At 57.9% G+C, this 23744-nt stretch carries 17 protein-coding genes; 10 read left to right on the top strand and 7 right to left on the bottom strand.

The genetic code is table 11. The features are described from left to right. Window positions 1-17 precede the first annotated feature (17 nt). Window positions 18-182, bottom strand: a complete 165-nt coding sequence (locus I6F38_RS17930; RefSeq protein WP_016847912.1) for a hypothetical protein — start codon at window positions 180-182, stop codon at window positions 18-20. Window positions 183-470: 288 nt separating this feature from the next. On the opposite strand from I6F38_RS17930, the gene I6F38_RS17925 reads away from it, so the two are divergent. From I6F38_RS17925 to I6F38_RS17910, 4 genes are all read left to right on the top strand, one after another. Then, on the top strand, window positions 471-1739 hold the full coding sequence (locus tag I6F38_RS17925; RefSeq protein ID WP_018269939.1) for a pitrilysin family protein: 1269 nt from the start codon (window positions 471-473) through the stop codon (window positions 1737-1739). 56 nt (window positions 1740-1795) lie between these two features. Beyond that, window positions 1796-3181, top strand: a complete 1386-nt coding sequence (locus tag I6F38_RS17920) for a pitrilysin family protein (RefSeq protein ID WP_016847909.1) — start codon at window positions 1796-1798, stop codon at window positions 3179-3181. A 1358-nt stretch (window positions 3182-4539) separates the two neighbouring features. Continuing rightward, window positions 4540-5289, top strand: a complete 750-nt coding sequence (locus I6F38_RS17915) for a hypothetical protein (RefSeq protein WP_018269936.1) — start codon at window positions 4540-4542, stop codon at window positions 5287-5289. A 60-nt stretch (window positions 5290-5349) separates the two neighbouring features. Further along, the gene (locus I6F38_RS17910) at window positions 5350-6105 is read left to right on the top strand and encodes a hypothetical protein (RefSeq protein WP_018269935.1); all 756 of its coding nucleotides are present in this window, start codon (window positions 5350-5352) and stop codon (window positions 6103-6105) included. A 203-nt stretch (window positions 6106-6308) separates the two neighbouring features. Here the strand turns inward: I6F38_RS17910 and I6F38_RS17905 are convergent, their stop codons facing one another. The 4 genes from I6F38_RS17905 to I6F38_RS17890 all read right to left on the bottom strand — a co-directional run bounded on the left by I6F38_RS17905 (window position 6309) and on the right by I6F38_RS17890 (window position 12293). Beyond that, window positions 6309-8141, bottom strand: a complete 1833-nt coding sequence (locus I6F38_RS17905) for an NEL-type E3 ubiquitin ligase domain-containing protein (protein ID WP_016848203.1) — start codon at window positions 8139-8141, stop codon at window positions 6309-6311. Window positions 8142-8971: 830 nt separating this feature from the next. Continuing rightward, window positions 8972-9217 carry a hypothetical protein gene (locus tag I6F38_RS17900; RefSeq protein WP_225161260.1) on the bottom strand — a complete coding sequence of 82 codons (246 nt, stop codon included), beginning with the start codon at window positions 9215-9217 and terminating at the stop codon, window positions 8972-8974. Window positions 9218-9341: 124 nt separating this feature from the next. Continuing rightward, the gene (locus I6F38_RS17895; RefSeq protein ID WP_018269934.1) at window positions 9342-11003 is read right to left on the bottom strand and encodes a hypothetical protein; all 1662 of its coding nucleotides are present in this window, start codon (window positions 11001-11003) and stop codon (window positions 9342-9344) included. A gap of 867 nt (window positions 11004-11870) precedes the next feature. Next, window positions 11871-12293: a hypothetical protein gene (locus tag I6F38_RS17890; protein ID WP_155258682.1), complete on the bottom strand. Its 423-nt coding sequence runs from the start codon at window positions 12291-12293 to the stop codon at window positions 11871-11873. A gap of 1319 nt (window positions 12294-13612) precedes the next feature. On the opposite strand from I6F38_RS17890, the gene I6F38_RS17885 reads away from it, so the two are divergent. After that, entirely contained in the window at window positions 13613-14755 is a 1143-nt protein-coding gene (locus tag I6F38_RS17885; protein WP_016848196.1) for a cytochrome-c peroxidase, read from the top strand. A gap of 432 nt (window positions 14756-15187) precedes the next feature. Here the strand turns inward: I6F38_RS17885 and I6F38_RS17880 are convergent, their stop codons facing one another. Next, window positions 15188-17515, bottom strand: a complete 2328-nt coding sequence (locus I6F38_RS17880) for a S9 family peptidase (RefSeq protein WP_225161259.1) — start codon at window positions 17513-17515, stop codon at window positions 15188-15190. Between the two features lie 1813 nt (window positions 17516-19328). Here I6F38_RS17880 and I6F38_RS17875 point away from each other — a divergent pair. From I6F38_RS17875 to I6F38_RS17855, 5 genes are all read left to right on the top strand, one after another. After that, entirely contained in the window at window positions 19329-19811 is a 483-nt protein-coding gene (locus I6F38_RS17875; protein WP_225161258.1) for a hypothetical protein, read from the top strand. 28 nt (window positions 19812-19839) lie between these two features. Then, entirely contained in the window at window positions 19840-21036 is a 1197-nt protein-coding gene (gene modC / locus I6F38_RS17870) for a molybdenum ABC transporter ATP-binding protein (RefSeq protein WP_077230995.1), read from the top strand. After that, complete coding sequence (locus I6F38_RS17865) at window positions 21020-21697, top strand: DUF2478 domain-containing protein (protein WP_016848191.1); 678 nt, start codon at window positions 21020-21022, stop codon at window positions 21695-21697. The genes modC and I6F38_RS17865 overlap by 17 nt, the downstream gene beginning before the upstream one ends. A 370-nt stretch (window positions 21698-22067) precedes the next feature. After that, window positions 22068-22622, top strand: a complete 555-nt coding sequence (locus tag I6F38_RS17860) for a peroxiredoxin (RefSeq protein ID WP_225161257.1) — start codon at window positions 22068-22070, stop codon at window positions 22620-22622. A gap of 6 nt (window positions 22623-22628) precedes the next feature. Further along, on the top strand, window positions 22629-23177 hold the full coding sequence (locus tag I6F38_RS17855; protein ID WP_016848189.1) for a carboxymuconolactone decarboxylase family protein: 549 nt from the start codon (window positions 22629-22631) through the stop codon (window positions 23175-23177). 233 nt (window positions 23178-23410) lie between these two features. Here I6F38_RS17855 and I6F38_RS17850 read toward each other — a convergent pair whose 3' ends face one another. After that, window positions 23411-23707: a ferredoxin family protein gene (locus tag I6F38_RS17850; RefSeq protein ID WP_016848188.1), complete on the bottom strand. Its 297-nt coding sequence runs from the start codon at window positions 23705-23707 to the stop codon at window positions 23411-23413. Window positions 23708-23744 lie beyond the last annotated feature (37 nt).

The raw sequence follows: 23744 nt of genomic DNA, 5'->3' as shown, positions 1-23744 counted from the left end.
ATCGCGGTTCAATTTGTCTATCCCCGCTGCCATTCTACGGTTTGCGCCAGATTGTCGTGTGCTTTCTTGCGCAATGTCGTGTTCACGACCTGCCGGCCGTTGACCTTTGACCAGAACACGCGCGCCGGATCGGTCTTGCGTCCGGTTGGCGCGCCGTGCGGCCCGTGCCGCACATCGGGCATTTGGCCCGACCTTTGCTCCTTGCCAAACCGTGTACAGCCTCCTGTTTTGTCGGTCTATCTGCCACAAAACATGGATCTCTATGGAGCGAAGGCAAGGCCATGAAGAACCGGAGTACCGTCAACGCCATGGCGTCGAGCATCGCTACTGGCGCTATCGATTCAGTGACACCCACCTCCCCGGCGGTCGAGCACAGGACGGCTGATAGCACCAATCGTAACCTATACTCTTCTGCGGAGGAGAGCATCTTTGCTGAGGACAAGGCCAGATCGGATCGACCGGCTACCCTCATGCTTCCAAACGGCCTGCAAGTGGTGATGATTCCGGATCATCGCGCACCCGTTGTGACTCAGATGATCTGGTATAAGGTTGGCTCCGCCGATGAGCCGGCGGGCAAATCGGGGCTAGCGCATTTCCTTGAACACCTGATGTTCAAGGGCACAACCAAACATCAGGCGGACGAATTCTCCCAGACCGTGCTGCGCGTCGGCGGCAATCAGAACGCCTTCACGGGAAGGGACTATACCAGTTATTTCCAGCACGTGCCGCGCGAACAGCTCGGCAAGATGATGGAATTTGAAGCCGACCGCATGACCGGTCTTATTCTCAAGGACCGGGACGTATTGTCAGAGCGCGACGTCGTGCTGGAGGAATATAATATGCGCGTCGCCAACAGGCCGGATGCGCGGCTTGTCGAGCAGATGATGGCGGCGCTCTACCTCAACCATCCCTACGGTCACCCTGTGATCGGCTGGCGGCAGGAGATCGAAAATCTCGACCGCGAAGACGCGCTCGCTTTCTACAAGCGTTTCTACGCGCCGAACAACGCCATCCTGATCATCGCGGGTGACGTCAAGGTCAGCGAGGTCCGCCCGATGGTGGAAAGGAATTTTGGCGGCATTCCCCCGCAGCCATCGATTCCTGCGGAACGCCTGCGACCGCAGGAGCCAACGCCGGCCGCGCCGCGCACCGTGACGTTGGCAGATCCCCGCGTCGAGCAGCCAGCCTTGCGCCGTCTCTATCTCGTACCCTCGGCTCGCACCGCGACCGCCGGGGAGAGTCCAGCGCTTGAGGTGCTCTGCAAATTGATGGGTGGTGGCATCAACTCATATCTCTATCGCGCGCTGGTAATCGACAGGCGGCTCGCGATCAGCGCCTGGACGCGCTACAGCGCTACTGCGATCGATCTCTCGCAATTCGAGATTTCTGCCACGCCGAAACCGGGCGTCGAGCTCGGGCAGCTCGACTGCGCCATTGACGAGACGGTCGCCGATATTGCGCACAATTCCCCGCAGGCAGAGGATTTCGAGCGGGTCAAGACACAGCTGATCGCGCAAGCAATCTATGCCCACGACAACTTGGAAGAGCTCGCGACCTGGTATGGCGGCGGACTGACGACCGGATTGAGCATCGACGACGTCCGAGGCTGGTCGGACAGCATCCGCGCCGTACGGGCGGAGCAGGTACTCGAGGCCTCGCGCAAATGGCTCGACAAGAAGCGCTCGGTGACCGGCTATCTCACCAAAGCGACGTCAAAGCACACGGAGAAACGATCATGACCTGTTCCTTTACACGGCGTTCCGTCCTCATCGGCGGAGCTTCATTGTCAATTGGAATGCTTGTTTCGCCAGATTCGCTCGGCGCCGCCAAGAGCGTTGCCGCGGCCAAGATCCAGCGCCTGGTCTCGCCCTGTGGGGTAGAAGCCTGGTTCGTCAAAGACGCAACTGTCCCGTTTATTGCGATGGAATTCGCTTTCAACGGCGGCGCGACACAGGACCCCGCCGACAAAGCCGGCGTCGGCCACATGGTCGCTGACTTGCTCGATGAAGGCTCCGGCGATCTCGACTCCAAGAGCTTTCACGAGCGGCTCGACCGTCGCGCCATTGAGCTGAGTTTTGGATCGACGCGCGATCAGTTCCGCGGTGCCTTACGCACGCTCGAGGAAAACGCGGATGAGGCCTTCGACCTTTTACGGATGGCACTAACCTTACCCCGTTTCGACGCGGCCGATGTCGAACGGATCCGTGCCAGCCTGCTCGCGAATCTTAGGAATGATTCAAACAATCCTTCATCGCTCGCCAATCGCAAGTTCCTCGAAGTCGCCTTTAACGATCATCCCTATGCTCGGCCAGCCGGAGGCACGCTCGAGAGCGTCCCGAAGATTGGCGTCACCGATCTCAAGGGCTATGTCCGGCGCGTGATCGCAAAAGACACCCTCAAGATCGCTGTGGTCGGTGACATTCAGCCAGACGTCCTCTGCGGACTGCTCGACAAGGCGTTTGGCGGCCTGCCGGCCAAGGCGGACTCGGTGCCGATTCGCGACGTCGTCGCAGCAAAGCCGCCGCAGCGCGTCTTCATTCCGCTCGATGTGGCCCAGACGGCTGTGACTTTCGGTGGTCCCGGCGTCCGCCGCAGTAAGCCCGATTTCATGGCCGCCAATATCGTCAACCACGTTCTCGGCGGCGACGGTCTGTCGTCACGGCTGTTTCGCGAAGTTCGCGAAAAGCGCGGGCTGGCCTATTCCGTCCGTCAGCAGCTGGTCTGGATGAATCATTCCGCCGTGTTCGTAGGCAACAGCGGCACCCGCGCCAATCGTGCCGGCGAGACGCTTGAAGAGATTGAGAAGCAGGTCCGCCGTATCGCCGACGAGGGCCCGACCCGACAAGAACTCGACGATGCAAAATCTTACCTGAAGGGCTCGAAGATGCTGGCTCTCAATTCTTCATCAAAGCTAGCGCGAACGCTGCTGCAGCATCAGCTTGACAAGCTACCTATCGACTATATCGAAAACTACAATACCATCGTCGATGCGGTGACGTTGGAAGACGCCAGGAAGGTCGCGCAGCGGCTGTGGGGCCAGGGTCTGCTCACCGTTATCGTCGGCCGCTCCCCACCGGTCGCGGCCGAGTCGGCACCTGTTCCCTCCGCCACGACGACCCCGTCACACGCCGAGCAGCTAGGCGCCACACCATCACCCGCTTTACCGAGGAAACCCAATTAACTCTCAGGCAACCTCAGCGCCGCAGGCACGAGACTCGCTCTCCACGTCCTCCGGTAAAGAACCGGCAGTTTGCTGCGGCGGAGCAAAAAAATTGCGCTCAAATTCTCGCACTAGCGGCGTAATCACACATTAACCGCTTGCCGATCGTTGCTAATCTCTCACTGCTGGCCCAAGCGGAATTCTTGGCCCTGGGGCCTTCGCAGAGCTAGAGTTTGCTCCTGTCGGCGGACTCCGGGGCAGAGAAGCAGGAGCTATGAAGTCGACGCTTCTTGTTTCCGCTCCTTACCCGATTTGCTAGCAAATATGTGCTTTTAGCTGCCTTGCGCTTTACAGGTGTGCTCAGTTACTGCGACCCTGGCGAACTGGCGTTATGTTCTGTGGTGTCACGCGGCCCGATCCTGAATACCTGTGACGATGATCAGCAGCGGCCCATCGTGGCAGCGGCAGCCCCACAATAACGGCGGGTTCCCTCGACGGCGCCGCCTGGGATGCCACCTGATCGGCCGCATTGTGGCGGACCTGATTATATGCACGAGAAAATTATCGCTTTCGACATGTCGCGGAACGGGCGACTCTCCGAGCGACCAACCTCCGTGTCGCTAGATGCAAGTATGGGGGATGGTCGGTGACGCTCATGCCCAAAGTGAAGATCCCTAATTGAGATGGTCATCAGGCTCGCCGATCAAGCAACTGCAGAAGGGCCCGTCGGATACCGCTTCCCGCCGTCGAACAGGTCCACAGAGCCGAGGTCCCGGGCCGAGCTCTCAGCTCGGCGCTCTGACATTCGAATGTGCAACGAGGCTTTAAACAGGCCGCTGCTCGATAGTTTTCTTGTTGTGTTCGCTCGTCACGTTGCCTGCCGGATGAGACGGCCGCCATGATTGTCGAGTTAGATGTCTGACGATCAACCGGATCAGCACGGCCGTGCGACCCAACGCGCCGAAAGCGTCTTAAGCACCGGGGCGGAACACCCCGGTCATGCCCACGCCAAAGCCCAACTTTCCTGACGTACGTGAGACTCTCGAATTGTTTGCGCTGATCAACGATCAAATTGAATTAGCATGATGGTGATCGCGATCATCAGCGCGCATGGTCGACTGCTCGAATAATTTGTCCTTTCAGCTCACCACAAACCTCACGTGAAACGCGATCACGAGAGATTAGTTATTGTCATCGAATTGCATCGTCGTCGCAATCAAAGAGCTCCGATGGCTCGGCACTGGAAAACCTCATCAATCGGGCCGCACCCGCGTCGAAGATTCAATAGCCCCTTCTTTCTGCCATGTTCGCATCCAAAGCAAAGACACGCCGATTGCGCACGTCGCGCGCGGCAATAGCGAGTGTCTCAGGAGAATTCCATGGTGAAGCCGGTTGTGATTGTGGTGGGCGCGGACAAAGGAGGCGTCGGCAAGACGACCGTATCACGAACGCTTCTGGACTACTTCAACGTCAATAACGTGCAAACACGCGCATTCGACACGGAGTCGCCGCGGGGAACGTTGAAGCGATTCTATCCCGCAATCACCGAGATCGTCGATATGGCGACGACGGCGGACCAGATGAAGATCTTCGATACCCTGAACTCAGGGCTATCCGTCACCGTTATCGATGCTCGCGCCGGCTTACTATCCACAGCACTGGCCTCCTTGCGCGACATCGGCTTTTTGGATTCGGCGCGATCCGGCCAGATCACTTTTGCCGTATTCCATATTCTGGGATCATCCATCGCTTCGCTGGACGAGATCGCCGAGACCGCGACCTACATGGCCGGCGCAAAGTACTATCTGGTGAAGAACTTCATCAACGATACTCAATTCTTCCAGTGGGACCAGTCGACCTATAATTCTTATTTTCACCGCATCAAGCATGCGACCGAGTTGACCATCCCGAAGCTCAACGAGATGGCCTACGAGCAGGTCGAAGTCGCTTCTGTCCCATTCGTCGATTTTGTCGCAAACAAGGGCCGGAACGATGAGCCGGCGAACAATTCCTTCGTTCTGCGCGGCTATGTACGGCACTGGCTGGCAAATGTCTGGAGCGAGTTTGATCGCATCAACTTGACGGAATTGGCCGGCGCCAAGTCAGCGACTCGGAGCGACGATAAGTAGTCGCATTATCGGCGAGCGACGGGTTGAGCCCAGGGACGAAGTGAGATTGATCTGCTGGCTATGTTAGCGACTCCTATCTACATCATCTGCTCTCCTAGCCCGCAGGTCGGCAAAACTCTCGTCGCTCGCCTCGTGAGCGAGTACTTGCTGCTGAAAAATGGTACGGCGCTCTCCTTCGATGTAAATCTCAAGGAACCGTCATTGCTCGATTATCTCCCCAACATCACGGAGACCGCAGATGTAATTGACACTTACGGTAAGATGCAACTGATGGACCCACTGATCATACACGATCGGGTAGCCAAGGTGATCGACCTCGGCTTCCACGCCTTCGACGAGTTCTTCAAGATGTGCGAGGAGATCGGCTTCATCAAGGAAACAGCACGCTGCTGTGTCGCGCCTGTCATCCTCTTCGTCGCGGGCGCTGACCGCCATTCCTTCCGTGGTTATCAAATGCTGCGGCGGCAGATTCCACCGGCGGCGCTGGTCACCGTCCACAATGAATTCGTGCTGCGCGAAGGACTACCTGACGCGATGGATTGTGAGCGAGTGCTCCGGATTTCCGCGCTCCCGTTGTTTCTAAAGAGATATATCGATCGGCTGAGTTTTTCCTTCACCGGGTATCTGCGCGACGAAAAGGACTGGACCACCGAACTGCATCAGTGGATCCGGCGAAACTACACCATGCTTCGTGATTTGGAGTCGAGCGTGATGCAGCGAGGGTCCTATCGATCTCGCGCAACGAATATCGAGAGCCTACGAGGCACAAGGGCGACTGTGGGACCGGTTCACTATCCATTTCGCTATCAGAGATGAACGAGTGATATTCGACAGAGTGCTCGCCTGGTCGAGTAGTCGATAGAACGATTTCTCTTGATCGTCCGCACAACCTAGCGACCGAGACCTGCCGGCAACTCATTCGCTCGACGAAACTTCTCCATTCGTTCCTCGATAAGGATCGATAGACGCCTGAGATTGCGCGCAGCTGGCCGGATCGACGGCTCCCGCTCGAGGGCGCTTCAAAGCTCAAGTCCGAATCTCTCGAGGACCTGATGCATGACCGGGCCTTTGATCTCGAGGGCGATCTCTTTGCGAATCTGGGCGCCAAGCACTCGCTCTGCATCGGCATCGCCCGTCAGACCATTCTCGGCCAGTCGCCGATCCAAGCGGGCTTGGAATTCATCGCCCATCGCGTCGACGAGCCGCCTCTCCATTGCAACATGGTCTTCGGGTGCGATGCGCCTCAACACGCTTTCCCATGGGTGCCAGCGCGTTGCCAGGTAGTCCGGAAATTCCGCTGCCTCCTGATTGCGCACCGACGCCTCGGCTCTGACAATATCGTCCTCGGTCACGTTAGAGACATTCAAGAAGCGCATATCCGGAGCGATGTGCAGCAGCTGCAGCGGGTTGCGCAGCTGGGTCTGGTAGGCAAGGTAGACCTCGATCTCGTCGACGTCGGCGTCAGGATCGGCACGACGAAGGGAATTGACCGTCTCGCGTGCGATCCTGTCCAGCGCCTCCAGACGAAACAGGACCCGGCCCTGCTGGAGCAGCTCGGTTAACCGGCCGTCATAGACGCCGTCTTCAACGTCAGCGTTCAGCCGTGCGCTCTGCATGCCGTTCCAGGTCAAGGTAACCCGATCTTCGCAGCGCTCGCTCGCTCCCGAGGCCAGTTGGAAAAACTGTTCACGCAAACGCGGCCTGACGGCTGCTTGCCGCAGATCCTCGACGACCGCCTGCCGGAACGCTTCGTTGCCATAGTTCACGGTACCCCCGAGCCGGTCGAGGAAGCGTGCATAGTCTTGCGCACCCGGTTCTTGGGCGAAGCGCTGCCAAGTGGCCATTACCGACGGCTCGGCCTCGAGCCAGTGCGCCACAACCTCTTGCAGCGAGCGCGGCTGGACTTCCAGCGCGCCTTCGGCCGTCGATAAAAAGACCTGCGGGCCTGCATAGCCCGCTGCATGTATCGTTGCCGTCAGGCCAGCCTGCACCAAATCGGGGAGCGGATTATTCTCCAGATTAACGCTAGAATAACCGCTTAGCTGTGTCAGCAGGGTCTCGGGTACGCTGGTCAGCTGGTTGTTGCTGGCGCCGAGCCAAATTAGGTCGGGAAGCGCCGTTTCGGGCAGACTGGTCAGTTCGTTGTGGCTAGCGCTGAGCCATTGGAGCCCGCCCGGAAGAGGCTCGGGCAAGTCCGTCAGCTGATTGTGGTCGACGTTGAGGCGCTGGAGCCGGGATGGAAGGTCGGGCAGATTGGTCAAGCGGTTGCCGCTGGCGTCCAGTTCCTCAAGCGTCGCCGGAAGGCGATCAGGCAGACTGGTTAGCTGATTGTTATCGACCCTCAGCCGCAGCAACCCGGGCGGTAGCTGTGCGGGCAGGTTGGTGAGCCCGTTGCTGATGACATCGAGCTGCAGCAGGCCATTTGGAAGCTCGGGCAGGCCGGTCAGCCGATTATTGCTGGCAGAGAGCCACTGGAGACTGACCGGAAGGTTCCCAGGAAGGCTGTTCAGCTGATTGTCGTCGACATTCAGGCGACGCAGCCCGGCCAGGGTCGACGCAGGCAAGCCGGTCAGGGACAGGGACGACAAATCTAGGGCCTCATTAACATCGCCTCTGTCCTGCCAAGCCCTCGTACGACTTACCGCTTCTCGACGGTCCTCGTGTTGCCCCTGCCCGCCTTCGGCGGCCCAGGTCGACAAGACCTCGAGCTGCGAGCTGGACGCCTCGCCAGCGGACGCCAGCGCATCCGTCAGGGCTTCGCCCCACTGCGTGGCAGCCGGAGATGCCGGCTCGGAGGTTTCCGAATCGGAAGTTCCCGAAGGAGTGCCTGAGCCAAGCTGCTCTGTATTCATCGCCGTCTCTCCGTATCCAAACCAAGCGCGTCCGCAGCCGCACCTTTAAGCCGTCAGCCTCACCAGGGTTGGCGCGCTGATCGGCTGATGACAAAGCTGGCGGTCATACGGCGCAATCACCGCCCACGGCTGGCGCGCACACCTGCCGGCCTGCAGGCGAGCAACTGCAGCTCACCGCAGCACAGCCAAAGCCTCGGCGGTAAATCCCTTGATGGATACCATCCAATTCTCTTGCCAGATCTGAGAACATCAAGCCGGACCAGCCAGTAAAGATGTTCCTGCTACGAGACGTAGCTGTCGATAAGCTGACGGGCTTCAGAGCGACGAACAATGGGCGGACGGCTGGCCATCAGCCTCTCCCGAAGCTTAGGCGTAGATAGCGGACCGACGAAAAGCAGACGAGGATCAACCGAGTTTTAAGCTTGGCAAAATGCTCGCTGTTTACGGCGCCTCGGCGGCGCGGCGCTGATAGCCGGCGAGTTGCGGCTCCTACTCCCGAGGCAACAAACCGCCCCCTGCTCATTCAGATGGCCACGTTGGGACGCTAGCTTGAAAGCCCGCGATCCCATGTAGCACCGCTCACGCTTCACTGCGAGGCGGTACGCCCCGGCGCAATCGGCAAAGGCTGGCTGATAACCTCCTAGATGGCGAGTCCCCACCTATTCTGACATCGGCGGCAAGGATCGATCTTGCCAGATCGGTTCAGACTGCCGCAGGTTTCGGCCAGCAAAAGCGGACGACTCGGCCCTTGCCGGGGCGCTTTCTCAGTCGAACAACGCGCGCCCGGCTGCATCTGACACTGATTCGATGGAAGTTTCTTAACTTCGAGATCAATGCATTAGATCCGCCCCGCGTCCGATAAACTCGAGCACCGACTGCGCCTCGTTGATTTCGCTTGAAACGCGCTTCAATATCCGAACTGCCACCTCTTCCGTCGCGATCAGCCCCGCTCTTTCGCAGGCTAATCCGAAATGATGCATCACCTGTTCGTAGGAGGGCGCAACACGATTCTGCAACAAGCTGATCGCCAATGATGAGAGCATCTGCTCGACGACATCCTTCTCAGCCTGGATCAACAACTACGTCCTTCCGATTGTTTACTCAATTCTGTGGCTGTGCACGCCTCCGACTGCATCCCAAGAGGGTCGCTGCGTGGGATTGTCGTGTTGTGACCTCGCCGCATACTACGCATGAACACCGCTAGGAAGAGGCTTCTTTGGCCGATTGCCTTGTTTGGTGGGACCACTTCTCCCCTGACCGGAGCTGAGTGGCTTCACTTTGTATCAGTTGCAGCTCCTCGATGATCTTCGCTATCGCCTCATGCCCTGCTTCGCCTTGCGGCCACCTATTGAAGCCATCCATCAGACTCTCCGATTCCGGTTTGGTAAAGTCAAAGAACCGGATACCGCGGCCTAGGACCTCATTGACGATCGCGATCGTGGCTTGGCGAGCGGCGCTCTGCAGCGGCCATCTATTGAAACCGATCACCAGGCCCCTGAGATCCTGGGCAGTGAAGTCTGAGAGTCCCGTCCTGCGGCCGGCACGGCGAAGGACCTCGTCCGCGAGCACAACGGTCACTTGACCACACGGCAGCTCCTCCGGCCAATTGCTGAAGCCGTTCACTAGGTTCGCGAGCCCCTGCTGTGAAAAATCGTAGAGCTGAGTGGCGCGGCGCAGAACCTCACGAGCGAGTGCGACGGCTGCTCGGCGAAACGCCGGCTCTTCCGGCCACTTGCTGAAGCCATTCACCAGGTTCGCCAGGCCCTGTTGGGTAAGATCGGGGAGCTGGACAGCACGCCAAAGTACCTCACCAGCGATCGCAATTGCAGCTTTACGACAGGTCGCATCTTCAGGCCATTTGCAAAACCCGTTCACCAAGTTTGCCAGTCCTTGTTGGCTATAGTGAGGAAGTTGGTCAGCACGGTGCAGGAGCTCACTTGCGATCGCGATTGTGGCTTGACGAGAGACTGCCTCATCCGGCCATTTACTAAAGCCATTCACCAAATTTGCCAGATCCTGCTCGCCAAACTCATGAAACCGGGCGACCCGACGAAGAACTTCGCCTGCGATCGCAATCGTGACTTGACCACACGCCAGCTCTTCCGGCCACTTGCTGAAACCGTTCACCAGGATGGCCAATCCCTGCTGAGGAAACTCGCAGAGCCTGCCGGAACGATGCAGAATTTCGAGTGCAAGCGTGGCTGCTGCTTGGCGCGAAGCCGCCTCATCCGGCCACTTGCTGAATCCGTTGACCAGGCTCACCAATCCTTGCTGTGTAAAGTCGGAGAGTTGGTGATGGCGGCCTGCGCGCCGAATGACATCGCCCGCAATTGCAACCGCCGCCTGGCGAAAGTCTGCTTCTTCCGGCCATTTGCTGAAGCCGTTTATCAGCGCCGCCAGGCTCAGATTGTTCAACTCTTGAAGCGGCCTGCTTTCCTCGCGACAAAACTTCGCTATTCTGATCGCCCCTTTGCGACATTCTGCTCTGTTGGAATGCCGACCGAATGATGCGGCGAATATGGAAAGGGCTCTTATCCCGATTTTTCCAATCAGCGCATGGTCAAGCAGCGACACGCGAGAAGCTATTCTTTCGCAAACGTCCCGGCCGACCTGACCTCCGGCCTTCCGGCTCACCGCATTGCATGTCGTGGCATATCCCCACGATCTCCCGGCACGGATGCTTTCCTCGAAATTCGGCAGGAATCTAGACTGAAACTCAAGCGCAGCCTTTTGCAGAAAGACCGGATGGTCCGCCTTGCGCAGCTGCTTGTCGCGCGCAACCACCACAGTTGAGAATTCAACGATGTCGCGAGCACAATCGATCTCGCTTAGCGCCGTCGTCAGATTGGCTTGAGTAGACATGGGATCTTCCGAGCTTTCACCGCGGCGCCTTGTCCAGCCACAAGCTCAATGCGACTAGTCACCGCTTATGGCTGAATGTTTACCGCCTACGCAGTTGAAGCATCTCTTGCGAGGGCCGGCTGTTCACTCGGCGGGCCCTCACTGCACAGCGAGGAAACGTGATTAAAGCAGTTGTCAGAGACATCCTGCTGCGCGCATCACTCCATCACCTCATGACATATCACGGCTCCGGTTGTTGCAGCGCGATTGACAACGGCCAGCACAGCAGCCCCCTCCCCGCCGATGGACCCAAGGTCCTGCCCATGGCCCGCAAGCGACAATGTCGGCAATTAGGAAGCCATCCCTGTCCGATCATGCTGAACCATTCGACGCCCGTCCTGCCTGCGTTTGTCTTTGCGAGACTACAACCTGACGCAGCGTGGGGTTCAAGCTACTAAATTGGTATCGAAGCGTGGCGTTGCCCAGCCGACTATCGCAGCGGCTAGCAATGGGGCGTCCATTCAGTTCGACACGATTTCGAGTGACATTCACCCAGTGAGGTCCTGCGCTCGCTCCCGCGCTTCGTTCTATCGGGGCGCGCCCCGGATATCGCGGTAACGCTCGTTTTATCTATGGAAGAAAACATTGCCGCCATGCCCTTTCCGGGATGTTGGTGAGCGCGCGCACCTTACCCATAGACATGCTCGTTGGGAAACGCTTGTAATGGTGCGACGGCCAACGACACTGACCAGTCAAGGAAACCGCGAGAGTGCAATGACGCTGCACACGCCGCTGGGGGGCAACATCGATCGCCCCTGGAACGCAGGAATTCCTCAACCCGGACGATCGTAGCGCCGAAAACCCGCAGCAATCCGCAGCAAATTCCGGTCACGCCCCCAGCGTAAGGTGATATCGGTTGATAACAGTCTTGAATACATCGAACCGCTCGCCACATCCGCCAAGCAATGGCGACGAATCGCACAGGTACAACTCCGTCGGCATGAATGCCGACGGAGCGACTACGCAGTGCTGACGCGTACGCGTTGTACCTTCAATGCCCAAGTGAACTGCATCTGTGATGACTTCGATTGATGATAGATTAAGTGAAATCAGATGGGTACGAAACGAGATCTGGCGCTGTCGTAGATTGCTTAAGACGGAACTGCCTCGCGAGGAGAGTGCTGCCGTTGAGAAGCGTCTGCTTGAGCAGCTTTCCGCCTTTGAACGGCTCTTGACGACCGCATTTCCTCTGGTCTTGAGCCCTTCAGTGAACTCAACCAAAAGCAGTCCCATCAGTTCAAGTGAATCCACTGAAACGCTCGTTGAGAACGCCGCAACGGCATCAACCGATTCCTTCCGGATCTCGATCGGCAGTTAATGCGAGCATTTTGGAGAAACACCCCCGCTCCGATGCCTCACTCTCGATGCAGGATCGGAACGTTGTTGACGCCTCGTTTTTTCGGCCCAACGTTTCTCTCCGCCGCGGTTGGCATCACGCGGCGACATTCGACACGCAAGCCTTTGAAATTGTCCCTAAGACAAAACATGGCCGCGTCCATATCGCTACGCCCCGTAAAACGGTCACAGAATCGCATCACGTCTGGTCTGCAAGACGTCAAGATCTCTTCCAATCTTCGTTCTCGCGCGCTAGCGTATCCCGTGACCCACGTGGCTGCGATCGCAACAAGGGCGGTGGCATGGCGAGGCGCGCGGTAAGCCCAACCCGTTCGTCGCTTTTGGCTCAACAGAACTCTCTTAAGCTGCATAACCTTCACTATTGTTCTTTGCCTCGCAAGTATTGTCTGTTTAGGAAAGTAGGTCGCCCGCATCGACACGAGCGGCCGGCGTCATTTGCGGGACTTCCGACTCATCGTTGCATCGGGTGTCAGGCCTTGCTGCCACGATCAAAACGCAACACAGGCTGGCTACATTTGCAGCGGACGGAGCCCAATTTAGGTATTGTGTTTAAGCTTGTGACATTCGCGACGTAGTCCCCAACATGACATTTCTGCAAAGGCGGCAGATCCTGCTTGGCACTGCCTACAACCTGACGCTACGGTCGATTCAAGCACTTTGATCGTCGAACAAGTGTCAATACGCAGCAAAACAGCACATCCATATCTTGGCGGGAGCTCGCAAGGAGAGTTCCTCGGCAATTGCACGCTTCACTGGACGCAGCGTATACGAAGCCTTATCCAACGACGGCCGATAACTGCTCGGCCACGCTGGAACGCAACGCATAGTTGATGGATTCGCAAGGTCACACGATTTCGTCGCGTCAAATGACGCGACGAATTGCGTCGATGCTCCGCGTTTTTGCTCAGCGTCCGATCTAGTTGTAAGCCTACGCGTCTAAAATCGCGCAACCGACAGCTTTATGGCTTGCCTATCGGTTGAGATAGTAGGCCGAAATATACTTCGTCAGCATGGCCATCGTCGCGTGTGGAACGCCGGTTGATCCCAAAGGTTCGAGCCGACTGCTGGCATTCCTGCAATTGTTCAAGACCAAATCAACGGCCCCCCTTGACCTCCATTGGCACGGCGGTTGCTACTACGCAGCAACAGCGGATCAGACTTGGATGAGTACCCCAATGGATGTCGCTCGTCTTTGATCGCTGGGAGTCATTTCGATGATAGGCAGGCTAGCTGCGACCCGCACCCTGCTCGCGACTTCCACGAATTACGACAAAGGCAGGCTTGGGATGAGGAAATCAGCGGCACGAACGCTTTACATCGCAGCCAAGCTGTGCGTTCTGGCCGCTGGGATTCTGGCATCGTCAACGGCGGGCGCCGATGATGATTTGATGAGTGCGGCGAGGCAGATTTTCAAGCCGATCCCCTCTATTGTTCCTGCGGTCAAGAACAACCCTATTACCCACGAAAAGGTTGCACTCGGCAAGATCCTGTTCTTCGATCCGAGGCTATCGGCGAGCGGGGTCATCAGCTGCAATACATGTCACAATCTTGGGACCGGCGGAGCAGATGCCGGCCCGAGGTCGCTTGGTCATCGCTGGCAGCTAGGTTCACGTCGAGCGCCAACGGTCTATAACGCGGTCTTCAATGTGGCACAGTTCTGGGACGGACGCGCGGCTGACCTCAAGGCACAAGCCGTAGGCCCTGTCCAGGCCAGTGCGGAAATGAATGCAACGCCTGCTCGCCTTCTTAATACGTTGAATTCAATGACTGATTATATTGTCATGTTCAGCAAGGCGTTCCCGAACGACGCGACGCCCATTACCTTTGACAATTTCGCCAAGGCCATCGAGGCATTCGAGGCGACCTTGATCACGCCCGCCGCTCCCTTCGATCAATACCTCGAGGGCGATGCGTATGCTCTCAGTACTCAGCAGAAAGCAGGATTAAAGCTGTTCATAGAAAAGGGATGCTCGTCATGCCACAATGGTATCAACGTCGGCGGCCAGGACTACTTCCCGTTCGGCGTGACGGAACGGCCAACCGCAAGCCTGCTGCCGAGGGACGACAAGGGCCGTTTCGCCGTCACCAAGGTCCCCAGCGACGAGTATGTTTTTCGCTCCGCGCCGTTGCGCAATGTCGCATTGCGTCCTCCCTACTTCCATTCGGGCCAAGTTTGGAGCCTCAAGCAAGCTGTTGGCGTGATGAGTGAAATACAACTCGGCGCGAAGCTCAACGATAGAGAAACAGACGACATCGTCGCGTTTCTAAATTCACTTACCGGGCAGTTGCCTAAGATCGATTATCCGATATTACCCGCGCGCACCGACACAACGCCAAAGCCCTCTATGGAACAATAGGGCAAATAGGCTGTCGGCTTACAGAGCCAGGCTCGTCAAACTTGCCAAGGGAGGAAGGTGCGGGCACCCAAGCTTCCCGCAGCGACGTCAAAGAGCACCGTGTCGAGCCGGAGCTCACAATCAAACGAATTCGGCGCTGAGTTCTTCCGGCTTGCCTGAGCGCCCCCGGCTTCTCGACTCTCATTTGGAGCGAGGACCGGGCGCGACGTCGCGGGGTTCGCAGCCGACCGCCGCGCGCAGCGTTCGCGCCCTGATTTGCGGCGAATTGATGAGGCCGTTGTAGGCATCAGCAGCTGCGTGCGCCGATCAGGATGGAGGTACGCATGACAGCATGTGCGAGAGACCTCGTAGTAGATCGCAACGAGCGTTTCTCAATTTCGAGAACGCGATCGTGGCGCCCCACGCATCGAGGCCTGGATCCTCGATGGATGGTCAGCCATCATGGCCTGATTTGCTCTTCGGCAGTTCAATCGAGCCCGTGTTCCAGTTTGGCGCTGTTTGCTCGAGAATGTTACGGACCAAGAACTCCAGGAGTTTGAGCTGGGCATAACTGCCCGGCGTTCCGTGGTCTGCGCCTGGCACATACAGCATGTCGAAGTATTTTCCCGCCTTGATAAGCCGATCGGCAAGCTGGAACGTGGCGGAAGGATCGACGTTGCGGTCCATTTCGCCGACTATGAGAAGCAATCTACCTTGCAGTTTGGCGGCATTGTCGATGGCGGAGGATTGCGAATATTCGATGCCGACGGGCCACCCCATCCACTGTTCGTTCCACCAGATCTTGTCCGGCCGGTTGTCGTAGCAGCCACTGTTCGCGACCGCGACCTTATAGAAATCGGGATGGAAAAGTAACGCGCTCACCGCGTTTTGCCCACCGGCGGAAGCGCCAAAAATGCCGACGTTGGATATATCATACCAGGAATACTTCGCACTCGCCGCCTTGTGCCATAGGATCCGGTCCGCAAAGCCAGCGTCCTTCAGATTTTTCCAGGCAACGTCGTGGAACGCGCGCGAGCGATGGTTGGTACCCATTCCATCAATCTGAACAACGATAAAGCCGAGTTGTGTGAGCGGCTCGATTGAAGCTGAGAAGGACTTGGGAACGAAGGAACCGGTGGGGCCTGCATAGATGTGCTCCACCACCGGATATCTCTTGCGCTGATCGAAATTGGTCGGCAAGTGAATAACGCCCCATATGTCCGTCTTGCCGTCGCGTCCCTTGGCGTTGAAGCTGAGCGGCGGCTGCCAGCCAGCGGCTATGAGCTCGGAGATCTCCGCGCTCTCAACCTGCATCAGTTCGGCATTATCACTGGCGCGATACAGCACCATGCGAGGCGGAACGCCGATGCGTGACCACAGGTCGACATAGTAGCGACCGCTAGGCGAGAACTCGATGTGATGATTGGCTGGCTCGGGCGTCAGCGGCGTGAGTCCTTTTCCATCAAAGCCAATGCGATAGGCATGGACGAAATAGGGATCCTCATCAGGGTTCATTCCGCTGGCGCCAAACCAAATCTCACGCTTCACTGGATCGACACAATACACCGCACGGACCACCCAATCTCCTTTGGTGATCTGGTTCTTGAGCTCGCCTGTTCGGCCGTCGAACAAATAGAGGTGCTCGTAACCATCGCGCTCCGAGGCCCAGATGATCTCCTTTCCATCATCGACGTCATAGCGAAACGTTTTTCCACTATTCAGCTGCTTCATCACCAGTGCCTGGTAGTCGACGAAGGTCTTGCTTGCCTCATCAATCAACGCGCGCGCTTTGCCCGTGGCGGCGTCGACCTCCACCAGGCGATAGAGCTGATGGCCACGCTGATTGTATTCGAAGGTAAAGCCCCGTCCGTCCTTCCACCATCGGATCGCCGAAAGACCGTAAGGATTCTGAAACGCGGCATTATCGATTGTGACCGCGCGTCGGCTGCTGACATCAAACAGCACGGGTTGGAGCAATGCCAAGGCATCACCGGGTTTTGGATACACCATGGTCAGATGTCTGGGTTGACGCTGGTGCGCCGGCGACGATTCGAGGTAATGGACTTCCCGTTGTTGGGCTGGACGGATTCGGTAGACGGCCAGGTGAGTTGAGGCTGGAGACCATCTTAGTGTCGAGAGAGCATAATAGTCACTCTCAGCTCCGTCCCAGGTCAACTGGATGTCCTGCAAACCGTCTTGGCTGCGCAGGAAGAGATTGTAGTTTCGAATATAGGCCAGCCATTTGCCATCAGGTGATGCGCTTGTCTTGTTTGGATCGTTCTCTGCCGGTGGCGTGTCGTCGTAGGGGCTCTGCTGATTGGCGCCCGAGTGCATTGCATTGCCGGTGCAGGCATAGCTTGCAAGCTCGCAGCTCCAATGCGTATGCTCGAGGTCGAAGCTCATCCTGCCACCCTTGTCGGTCAGCTCGAAATGGTCGAAGGGAAGATTCTCGGGCTGATAGTTCTTGTGGCTCGCTCTGTTCAGAGCAGCCGCGAGTCCGGCTTGATCAAAAGCGGGCTCCTTTACGCCTTTTTCGGCATCAACCAGGATAAACTGGTGCTTGCCATGGGTCGTCCGCCGATAGATGAACGCCTCGCGCTCGCCGAGCCAAAACGGCACGTCGGGGACATTGACGGTAAGCCGGCCATATCGGTCTGCGGTCGTCAGTGCACGCTCGTAATCCGACCGCGCGAGGGGCGCATTCACGACATCCTCCGCCGCGTGCGCCTGCGCTGCTTTGCAAGCCAACAGCGCAAGCATTAAGGCAACCAATCTGTACATTATGATTCGCGTCCCCTCTTAGTGCGCGGACCCCGATGCGAGGTCACTTCGCGATTGATGCGCGGCTCTTCGGTGCGGCTGGCCTTCTTGCTACTTTAGGCGACATGCCCCTTCGGCTCAGCCTCGGGTGGATTCGTACCTGACGAACATTCGGCTCGGCGGCTCGCCAGCAGCCGCAAGTGCCGCCAACAATCCTCACACAGCAACATGAGCAAACGCCGCGCGCCATTTTGCAACGAGCGCTGCAGCGCCGACATTGTCGCATTACTTCCGTGCTCCTTATGCTGAGCAGAATCTATGCCAACTGATGTATATCGCTGCGGCTTCCTCTGCGCACAAGTTTGCCGATTATGCCGAAACGAGGTGGGCGTTTGAGGCCAAACAAAACACGCATGCTGCGCGTGGTCACCTGTGGCGAATGACTCCAAGGAACGCCATTTTGTGGGGAGCTATTTGTCCCGCCTCGGCAACCACTCGAATAAGTAGCCCCTGGGACTTCGGGCAACACGGACCGCACCGGGCTATAGATCGACGCGGGGTCAATGCGACGAAAACTCACGCGATGAGCCGTGGAGACATTCGCGGCAATCCATCGCAGATCATCCTCGACACCTTGGCCGCCGGTCGCCAACGAAATGAACGCGCTGAGAGCTTCTGGCATGTGGTGATATCGTAGTATATATTGCAGGCTTTCGAGGCGAATTCTGACGAACTAACGCGCGCACTTGGAACAGCCCGAAGCAAATCGGGCGCTTATCGGCGTCAAGCGTGAGGACTTTTCTGAACGCCTCTAACCGTGCCGCTGCTCGCGCGGCCAGTCCGCCAGCGAGTACCGCATGTCAAAATGAATGTGCCGTACGACCTAACAACGCGACGCTCGCCGCTTCCTCCACAAGCGCCGGTGTGGCCGTAATTCATTAGATATCCGAGCGGCTCTGCCTCGCCAGATCGCGTGCTCCCATCTCAACGGCTATCGAGACCAGGCGGTAGGTGTCGCCGATCAGATGGATCATTTCACCTCCGCTGACACTTCGTTGACTATCGCGGCGGCCCGCCGCAATTGACGGGCTTCCAACGATCAACTCAGTGGCGGCATCAGTACAGATGACCCTAATGGGTGTCGTCGGGTCCGCCTCCAGGACTGCGATGTCGCACACTCGATACGGTGACTGCGGAGCGCGAATGCGAAGTCGGGCGATAGTCATGGCTTCTTTCGTTCTCCTATGCGTCCGCAGCAGGACGCGAGAGCGGTCCAGGCAGCGGGCGCACGCGATTGTTCGCAGGCGAAACCACCTGCGTGCTGGTGATGAGATCAGGAGATTATTCGTGAGTTCGCGCGTGAGGCGTCGTCCTGAGGGTCGCAAGGGAGATCGCGCTAGGGGGTGGACGAGAGCTAGATCGTGATGCTGATAAGCTCAGGGTAAGGCGGATTTTCGAATGTCCTCCAAGAGATCTTGCTAAATGGTCCAATGCAGCCGAAGAGCGCCCCTTTTGTCGACGCAGATCCGACGGACGACAGATTGTAGCGACGCCTCCAACATCGTTCTCGATGCAAGAGCCGACGGCATCATCTTCAGGTATCTATCTCATGCGTCCTGCGTGGCCGATTGGCGACGCAAACGTCCGAAACCGGACGAGACGATGAGGCCATTCCACACGCTGGGTGGGACATATAAGAGTTTCACATGAGCCAAGCGGGCCGTGCGCCATTTTTTCGAACCGGCACGCAGATTGCTGGGTGAGCAGCAAGGAGCTACCGCGACGAAAGCAGTCGTGGCGATCCATCTTCAGGGCCCCAATAAGGTTTATCCGGTTGATCCTATTCGATCTGGCTTTGATGCTGCTTGCGCCTGACGTTGCGGAAGCCATGAATGAGGGCACCGGCGCACACTTCATATTGGTCACCAAAGCTCTGGCGACTTTCAAGCCGATTGCTGGCCCCGAGGCGGCATCAAGCTCTGGCGGTAGCCGACACCTCTACAGCCAAACGACGCAAGCCTTGCCAGTTCAGCCAGCGGACAATCGGCGTCCAGCCAAGCCGCCTGAGGATTCCGCGGTATTGGATTCCCGCCTTGCGTGTGTGATTGGTATGCGCGCCCGGCAGCGTTCGATTGCCACGATCCTCAATGGCGCGGAGACGCTCAAGATGCCGGCTGTCGTAACACCGTCGATCTGCAATGCTGCCCCCGCGCCTTTTGGCTTCCTCGGGGCGGCGACGCCGCGCTGGAGCCAAGCAGAATGGATTGTCGGCGGCATGGTGATCATCGCCTTTGCGGCCATTCTCCTCGTGATTTGATGGAAAGATACAGCATAGGCGCGGGCAGGTGAGAGAAGCAAGGCCGGGTTATATCGAAGTCGCCTTCAACGGTGCTCCCGCAGGCATCCCGCTGGATGCGCAATTCATCGTACCGGCCAAAGGTGTCACGGCGATTTTCGGTCCTCCGGGGTGCGGCAAGACCACACTCGCGCGTTGCATCGCCGGCATCCAGCCTCTACCGAGTGGATTCTGCGGCGTTGATGGTGAAATTTGGCAGAACGAGACGACGTTTCGACCGCCTCATCTGCGCCCTGTCGCATATGTATTTCAGCGACCCATTCTTTTTTCTCATTTGTCTGTCAAGCGCACCCTTCTGTACAATGCATCGAAATCGAGGGTGACACTGATCGACTTTGAAGGTGTGGTCAAGTTGCTCGACTTAGCGTCACTGCTTGACTGTTCTCCGTCACATCTTTCTGGCGCCGAGCGACAGCGAGTTGCCCTAGGCAGCGCGCTACTAGCCCAACCGCGGCTACTTTTGCTGGATGACCCGCTCATTGTGCTCGACCGTCCCGCCAAGCGCGAGATTCTGCCATTTATCGAGCGCATGCGTGAAGAGCTCAGGTTGCCGATGATCTATGTCTGCCATGACATGGCTGACATCGAGCGCTTTGCCGATCATCTCGTCATGATGAAAGATGGCATCGTGACTGCGGCCGGACCGCTTCAAGTCGTTCAGAGTCATCCAGCGCTTGCCGCGCGTGGCGAAGCGGCGGTTTGCGTTGATACCGTGGTCGGCGGCTACGACGGGCGCTATGGACTCATCATCGTCCGCCTCAGAGGCGCGCGTCTGCTAATACCTGGACCGCCGCTCAGACCTGGCGCGCAGCTACGGCTGCGCATTGCAGCCGCCGATGTCAGCATCGTGCGCGAGGCTCCACGCGCAAGCTCCTTCCTGAATGTCTTTCCGGCACGCATCAAAGCCTCCCTTCCGTTCGACGAATCGGAGATCACGTTGGTTCTATCGCTCGAAACTGGCCGTTCGGGCGTGCCGCTTTTGTCCCGCATCACACGCCGCTCCTATGATACGCTAGGGCTCAGCAACGGAATGGACGTATTCGCCGAGGTCGCGCGAGCCTTGCCGGTCTCAACCCCCGAGCGGTTGCTCATAACGCCTGCGATACCACTCGGAGATGCTCTACAGCGGCGCGCCGACACCCGAAACGAACAGAACTCGGATCACGGCCATGATCGACAATTTTGACAACGTCGATCCGACAGCTTTGGCGGCGATTCTCTACCAGCCAAAGGACGATGCCGATAGGCTGATTGCCGATTTCGTCCAGGATCTCGCGCGGCATGACGTACGCGTCGGCGGCATCGTCCAGCGACACTTTATAAATACAAACGGCACGCACGTTATGCTCGCCGTCGACGTTGCGACAGGGCGAGAGATCTCGATTTCCCAGCTACTCGGCAGCGGGGCAGCGTCCTGTACGCTCGATACAAACGGACTAGCTGAGGCCGCAGTTGTCGTTTCCCAAGCGCTTCGCGACAAAGTCGATCTCCTCGTGATCAGCAAATTCGCCAAACAAGAAGCGGTTGGCCGCGGCCTGCGAGCTGAATTTGTTGACGCGATCACTCGGGGTGTGCCGCTCCTGACAGCTGTTCCAAGAAATTCCCTTGTCGATTGGAGCGCTTTTACGGGTGATGTTGGCATGCTGCTCCCTTGCGATCGTCAAGCCGTAGAGGAATGGTGGCGCGACGTCGCCACGCGCCCGGCGCGACGCCGCGCTTTCAATCCCAGCTGGAGCTATTTGGGGACTATGATACCGGACAGCTTGATGACGGTTGCGAGAATAATGCCAAGGTCGGCTCCGGAATCGCCGGTTGCGCTCCTTCACGGCTTACAAAAACAACCCTAGCTTCGCAGCCGTTTCACACCGTGAGATATCCGGATGCTGTGCCGCCAGCGCCGAGGTCCATTCTCGGTAGGCAAGTAGCCGTTTCGACCAGCGGTTCAATCGCTGGTCGAGGAATCTGGCTGCGACTTTTTAACTGCGGTACCCCACTCGTGATATACGCACGCGCTCACCGACGGTTCCAAGCGATCGAGCATCGCGTTTCCACGCGGCGCAATGGAGGCGGATGTGAGAGCCATCGGACCTCACGATCAGATGCCTGCGCCCGGGCCGCTGGTTAGCTTCGTTGCGACAATCCGATCTTGAGAACGGATGGCATATAGCTTGCTTCACCAGTGATGGCACAAACGCAAAGCAAACTTGTGAGGTCAGCATGCTCGGAATTGGAAGTCAGTTGCCGCCGTTCGAAATCACTGGCGTGAAGCCCGGCTTTCAGGCGCATGAAGAAGAAGGACACAGCGCGTTCGAGACGCTGACCGAAACGAGCTTCCCCGACAAATGGAAGATCATCTTTTTCTATCCCAAAGATTTCACGTTCGTCTGTCCGACCGAGATCGCCGAGTTCGGCCGGCTATCCAAGGAATTCGCCGATCGCGATGCTGTCGTAATGGGTGGTTCGACTGACAATGAGTTCTGCAAGCTTGCCTGGCGGCGCTCGCATGCAGACCTGCACAATTTACCGATTTGGCAGTTTGCCGACACAAAAGGGACCTTAGTCGATGGCCTTGGCGTGCGTTCGCCCGAGGGCGTCGCCTATCGCTACACCTTTATCGTCGATCCCGAGAACACAATCCAACACATCTATGCGACCAATCTCAATGTCGGGCGTAGCCCCAAGGACACGCTCCGCGTTCTGGACGCGCTACAAACCGACGAACTTTGTCCCTGTAACCGCGAAGTCGGCGGCGAAACACTGAAGGTTGCGTGAGGCGGCATGTCGTCGATTGAGCAGTTGAATGAGACGATTCCCAATTTCGCCAAGGACGTCAGGCTTAACCTTGCGTCATTGCTGGCCGATGATACGCTGTCGCCGCAGCGACAATACGGCCTGCTGCTGGCGAGCGCCATTGCCACTCGCAATGCAGCCCTGATTACCGCGATTGAAGCGGCAGCCACCGCCGTGATGACGCCTGCGGCGATCGCCGCAGCGAAATCTGCAGCCTCTGTGATGGCGATGAACAACGTCTACTACCGATTCGTTCATCTCGTATCCAATCCGGAATACAAGACCATGCCGCCACGGCTGCGCATGAACGTGATCGGCAATCCCGGCGTGGATAAGTCCGATTTCGAGCTGTGGTCGCTAGCAGTCTCGGCCATAAACGGCTGCGGTGCCTGTGTCGACGCTCACGAGAAGACGCTGCGGGCTGAGGGCGTCAGTTCCGGAGTGATCCAGACTGCCGTGCGCTTTGCTGCGATTGTGCAATCAGTGGCGGTTGCGATCGAGGCCGCCGGCCCGGCTCCTTCCACGGCGATGGGCTGAATATCCTTTGCGCCGTCGAATCGACTCCGTTTGTGGCACCACTCAATGGTGCCACAACCAGTCCTTCGCCGGTCCAGAGCGGGTGTAATATCCTCAAGCTGTGCCTCGCCGGGCGTCCCCCACGGCTGCGCGCCTCGTTCGAATCCACCTGCAGTGCAGATGAGCCAGAATGCCCGCAAAGGCGGTGAAATCCCCCGTCTCATGGCGATCACATCGCGGCCCTTTGTTGCACTTCACCCAAACTTGAACAGCACGCCGTAACCGCCGCGCGGATAACTCCACTTGATGTCACCGGTGGGTTCGGCGATCACACGGCAGGTGCCGCACTCAATGCAGCCGTCGACGGTTATCTCAACTTGGCCGTTGTCGTTGAGTTCGTAGCATCGCGCGGGACAGGCGCTCAAAAGCGCAAGTAGCTGTGGCGACGGCGTCGTGTGCGCGCGCACCGTGACGTGAGGGCGACCGACGTCGACAAGATAGCGGTTGTAGTACAGCTTGTCTTCGACGCGTACTGTAGGCTCGACATTCATGCTTTGATCTTCCATTGCTGGACTTCACACTGTTGCC

The sequence above is a fragment of the Bradyrhizobium sp. BRP56 genome (genome assembly GCF_020194035.1).
Lineage (GTDB): Bacteria > Pseudomonadota > Alphaproteobacteria > Rhizobiales > Xanthobacteraceae > Bradyrhizobium > Bradyrhizobium australafricanum.
Note: the sequence above shows the minus strand (reverse complement) of the source record. Positions and strands in the feature narration are given on the sequence as shown.

Coding starts and splice junctions, on each gene's coding strand:
- I6F38_RS17850 (WP_016848188.1), bottom strand. CDS start 23,707: ATGAATGTCGAGCCTACAGTACGCGTCGAAGACAAGCTGTACTACAAC.
- I6F38_RS17930 (WP_016847912.1), bottom strand. CDS start 182: ATGCCCGATGTGCGGCACGGGCCGCACGGCGCGCCAACCGGACGCAAG.
- I6F38_RS17855 (WP_016848189.1), top strand. CDS start 22,629: ATGTCGTCGATTGAGCAGTTGAATGAGACGATTCCCAATTTCGCCAAG.
- I6F38_RS17885 (WP_016848196.1), top strand. CDS start 13,613: ATGATAGGCAGGCTAGCTGCGACCCGCACCCTGCTCGCGACTTCCACG.
- I6F38_RS17905 (WP_016848203.1), bottom strand. CDS start 8,141: ATGAATACAGAGCAGCTTGGCTCAGGCACTCCTTCGGGAACTTCCGAT.
- I6F38_RS17895 (WP_018269934.1), bottom strand. CDS start 11,003: ATGTCTACTCAAGCCAATCTGACGACGGCGCTAAGCGAGATCGATTGT.
- I6F38_RS17865 (WP_016848191.1), top strand. CDS start 21,020: ATGATCGACAATTTTGACAACGTCGATCCGACAGCTTTGGCGGCGATT.
- I6F38_RS17880 (WP_225161259.1), bottom strand. CDS start 17,515: ATGTACAGATTGGTTGCCTTAATGCTTGCGCTGTTGGCTTGCAAAGCA.
- I6F38_RS17920 (WP_016847909.1), top strand. CDS start 1,796: ATGCTTGTTTCGCCAGATTCGCTCGGCGCCGCCAAGAGCGTTGCCGCG.
- I6F38_RS17915 (WP_018269936.1), top strand. CDS start 4,540: ATGGTGAAGCCGGTTGTGATTGTGGTGGGCGCGGACAAAGGAGGCGTC.
- I6F38_RS17925 (WP_018269939.1), top strand. CDS start 471: ATGCTTCCAAACGGCCTGCAAGTGGTGATGATTCCGGATCATCGCGCA.
- I6F38_RS17860 (WP_225161257.1), top strand. CDS start 22,068: ATGCTCGGAATTGGAAGTCAGTTGCCGCCGTTCGAAATCACTGGCGTG.
- I6F38_RS17910 (WP_018269935.1), top strand. CDS start 5,350: ATGTTAGCGACTCCTATCTACATCATCTGCTCTCCTAGCCCGCAGGTC.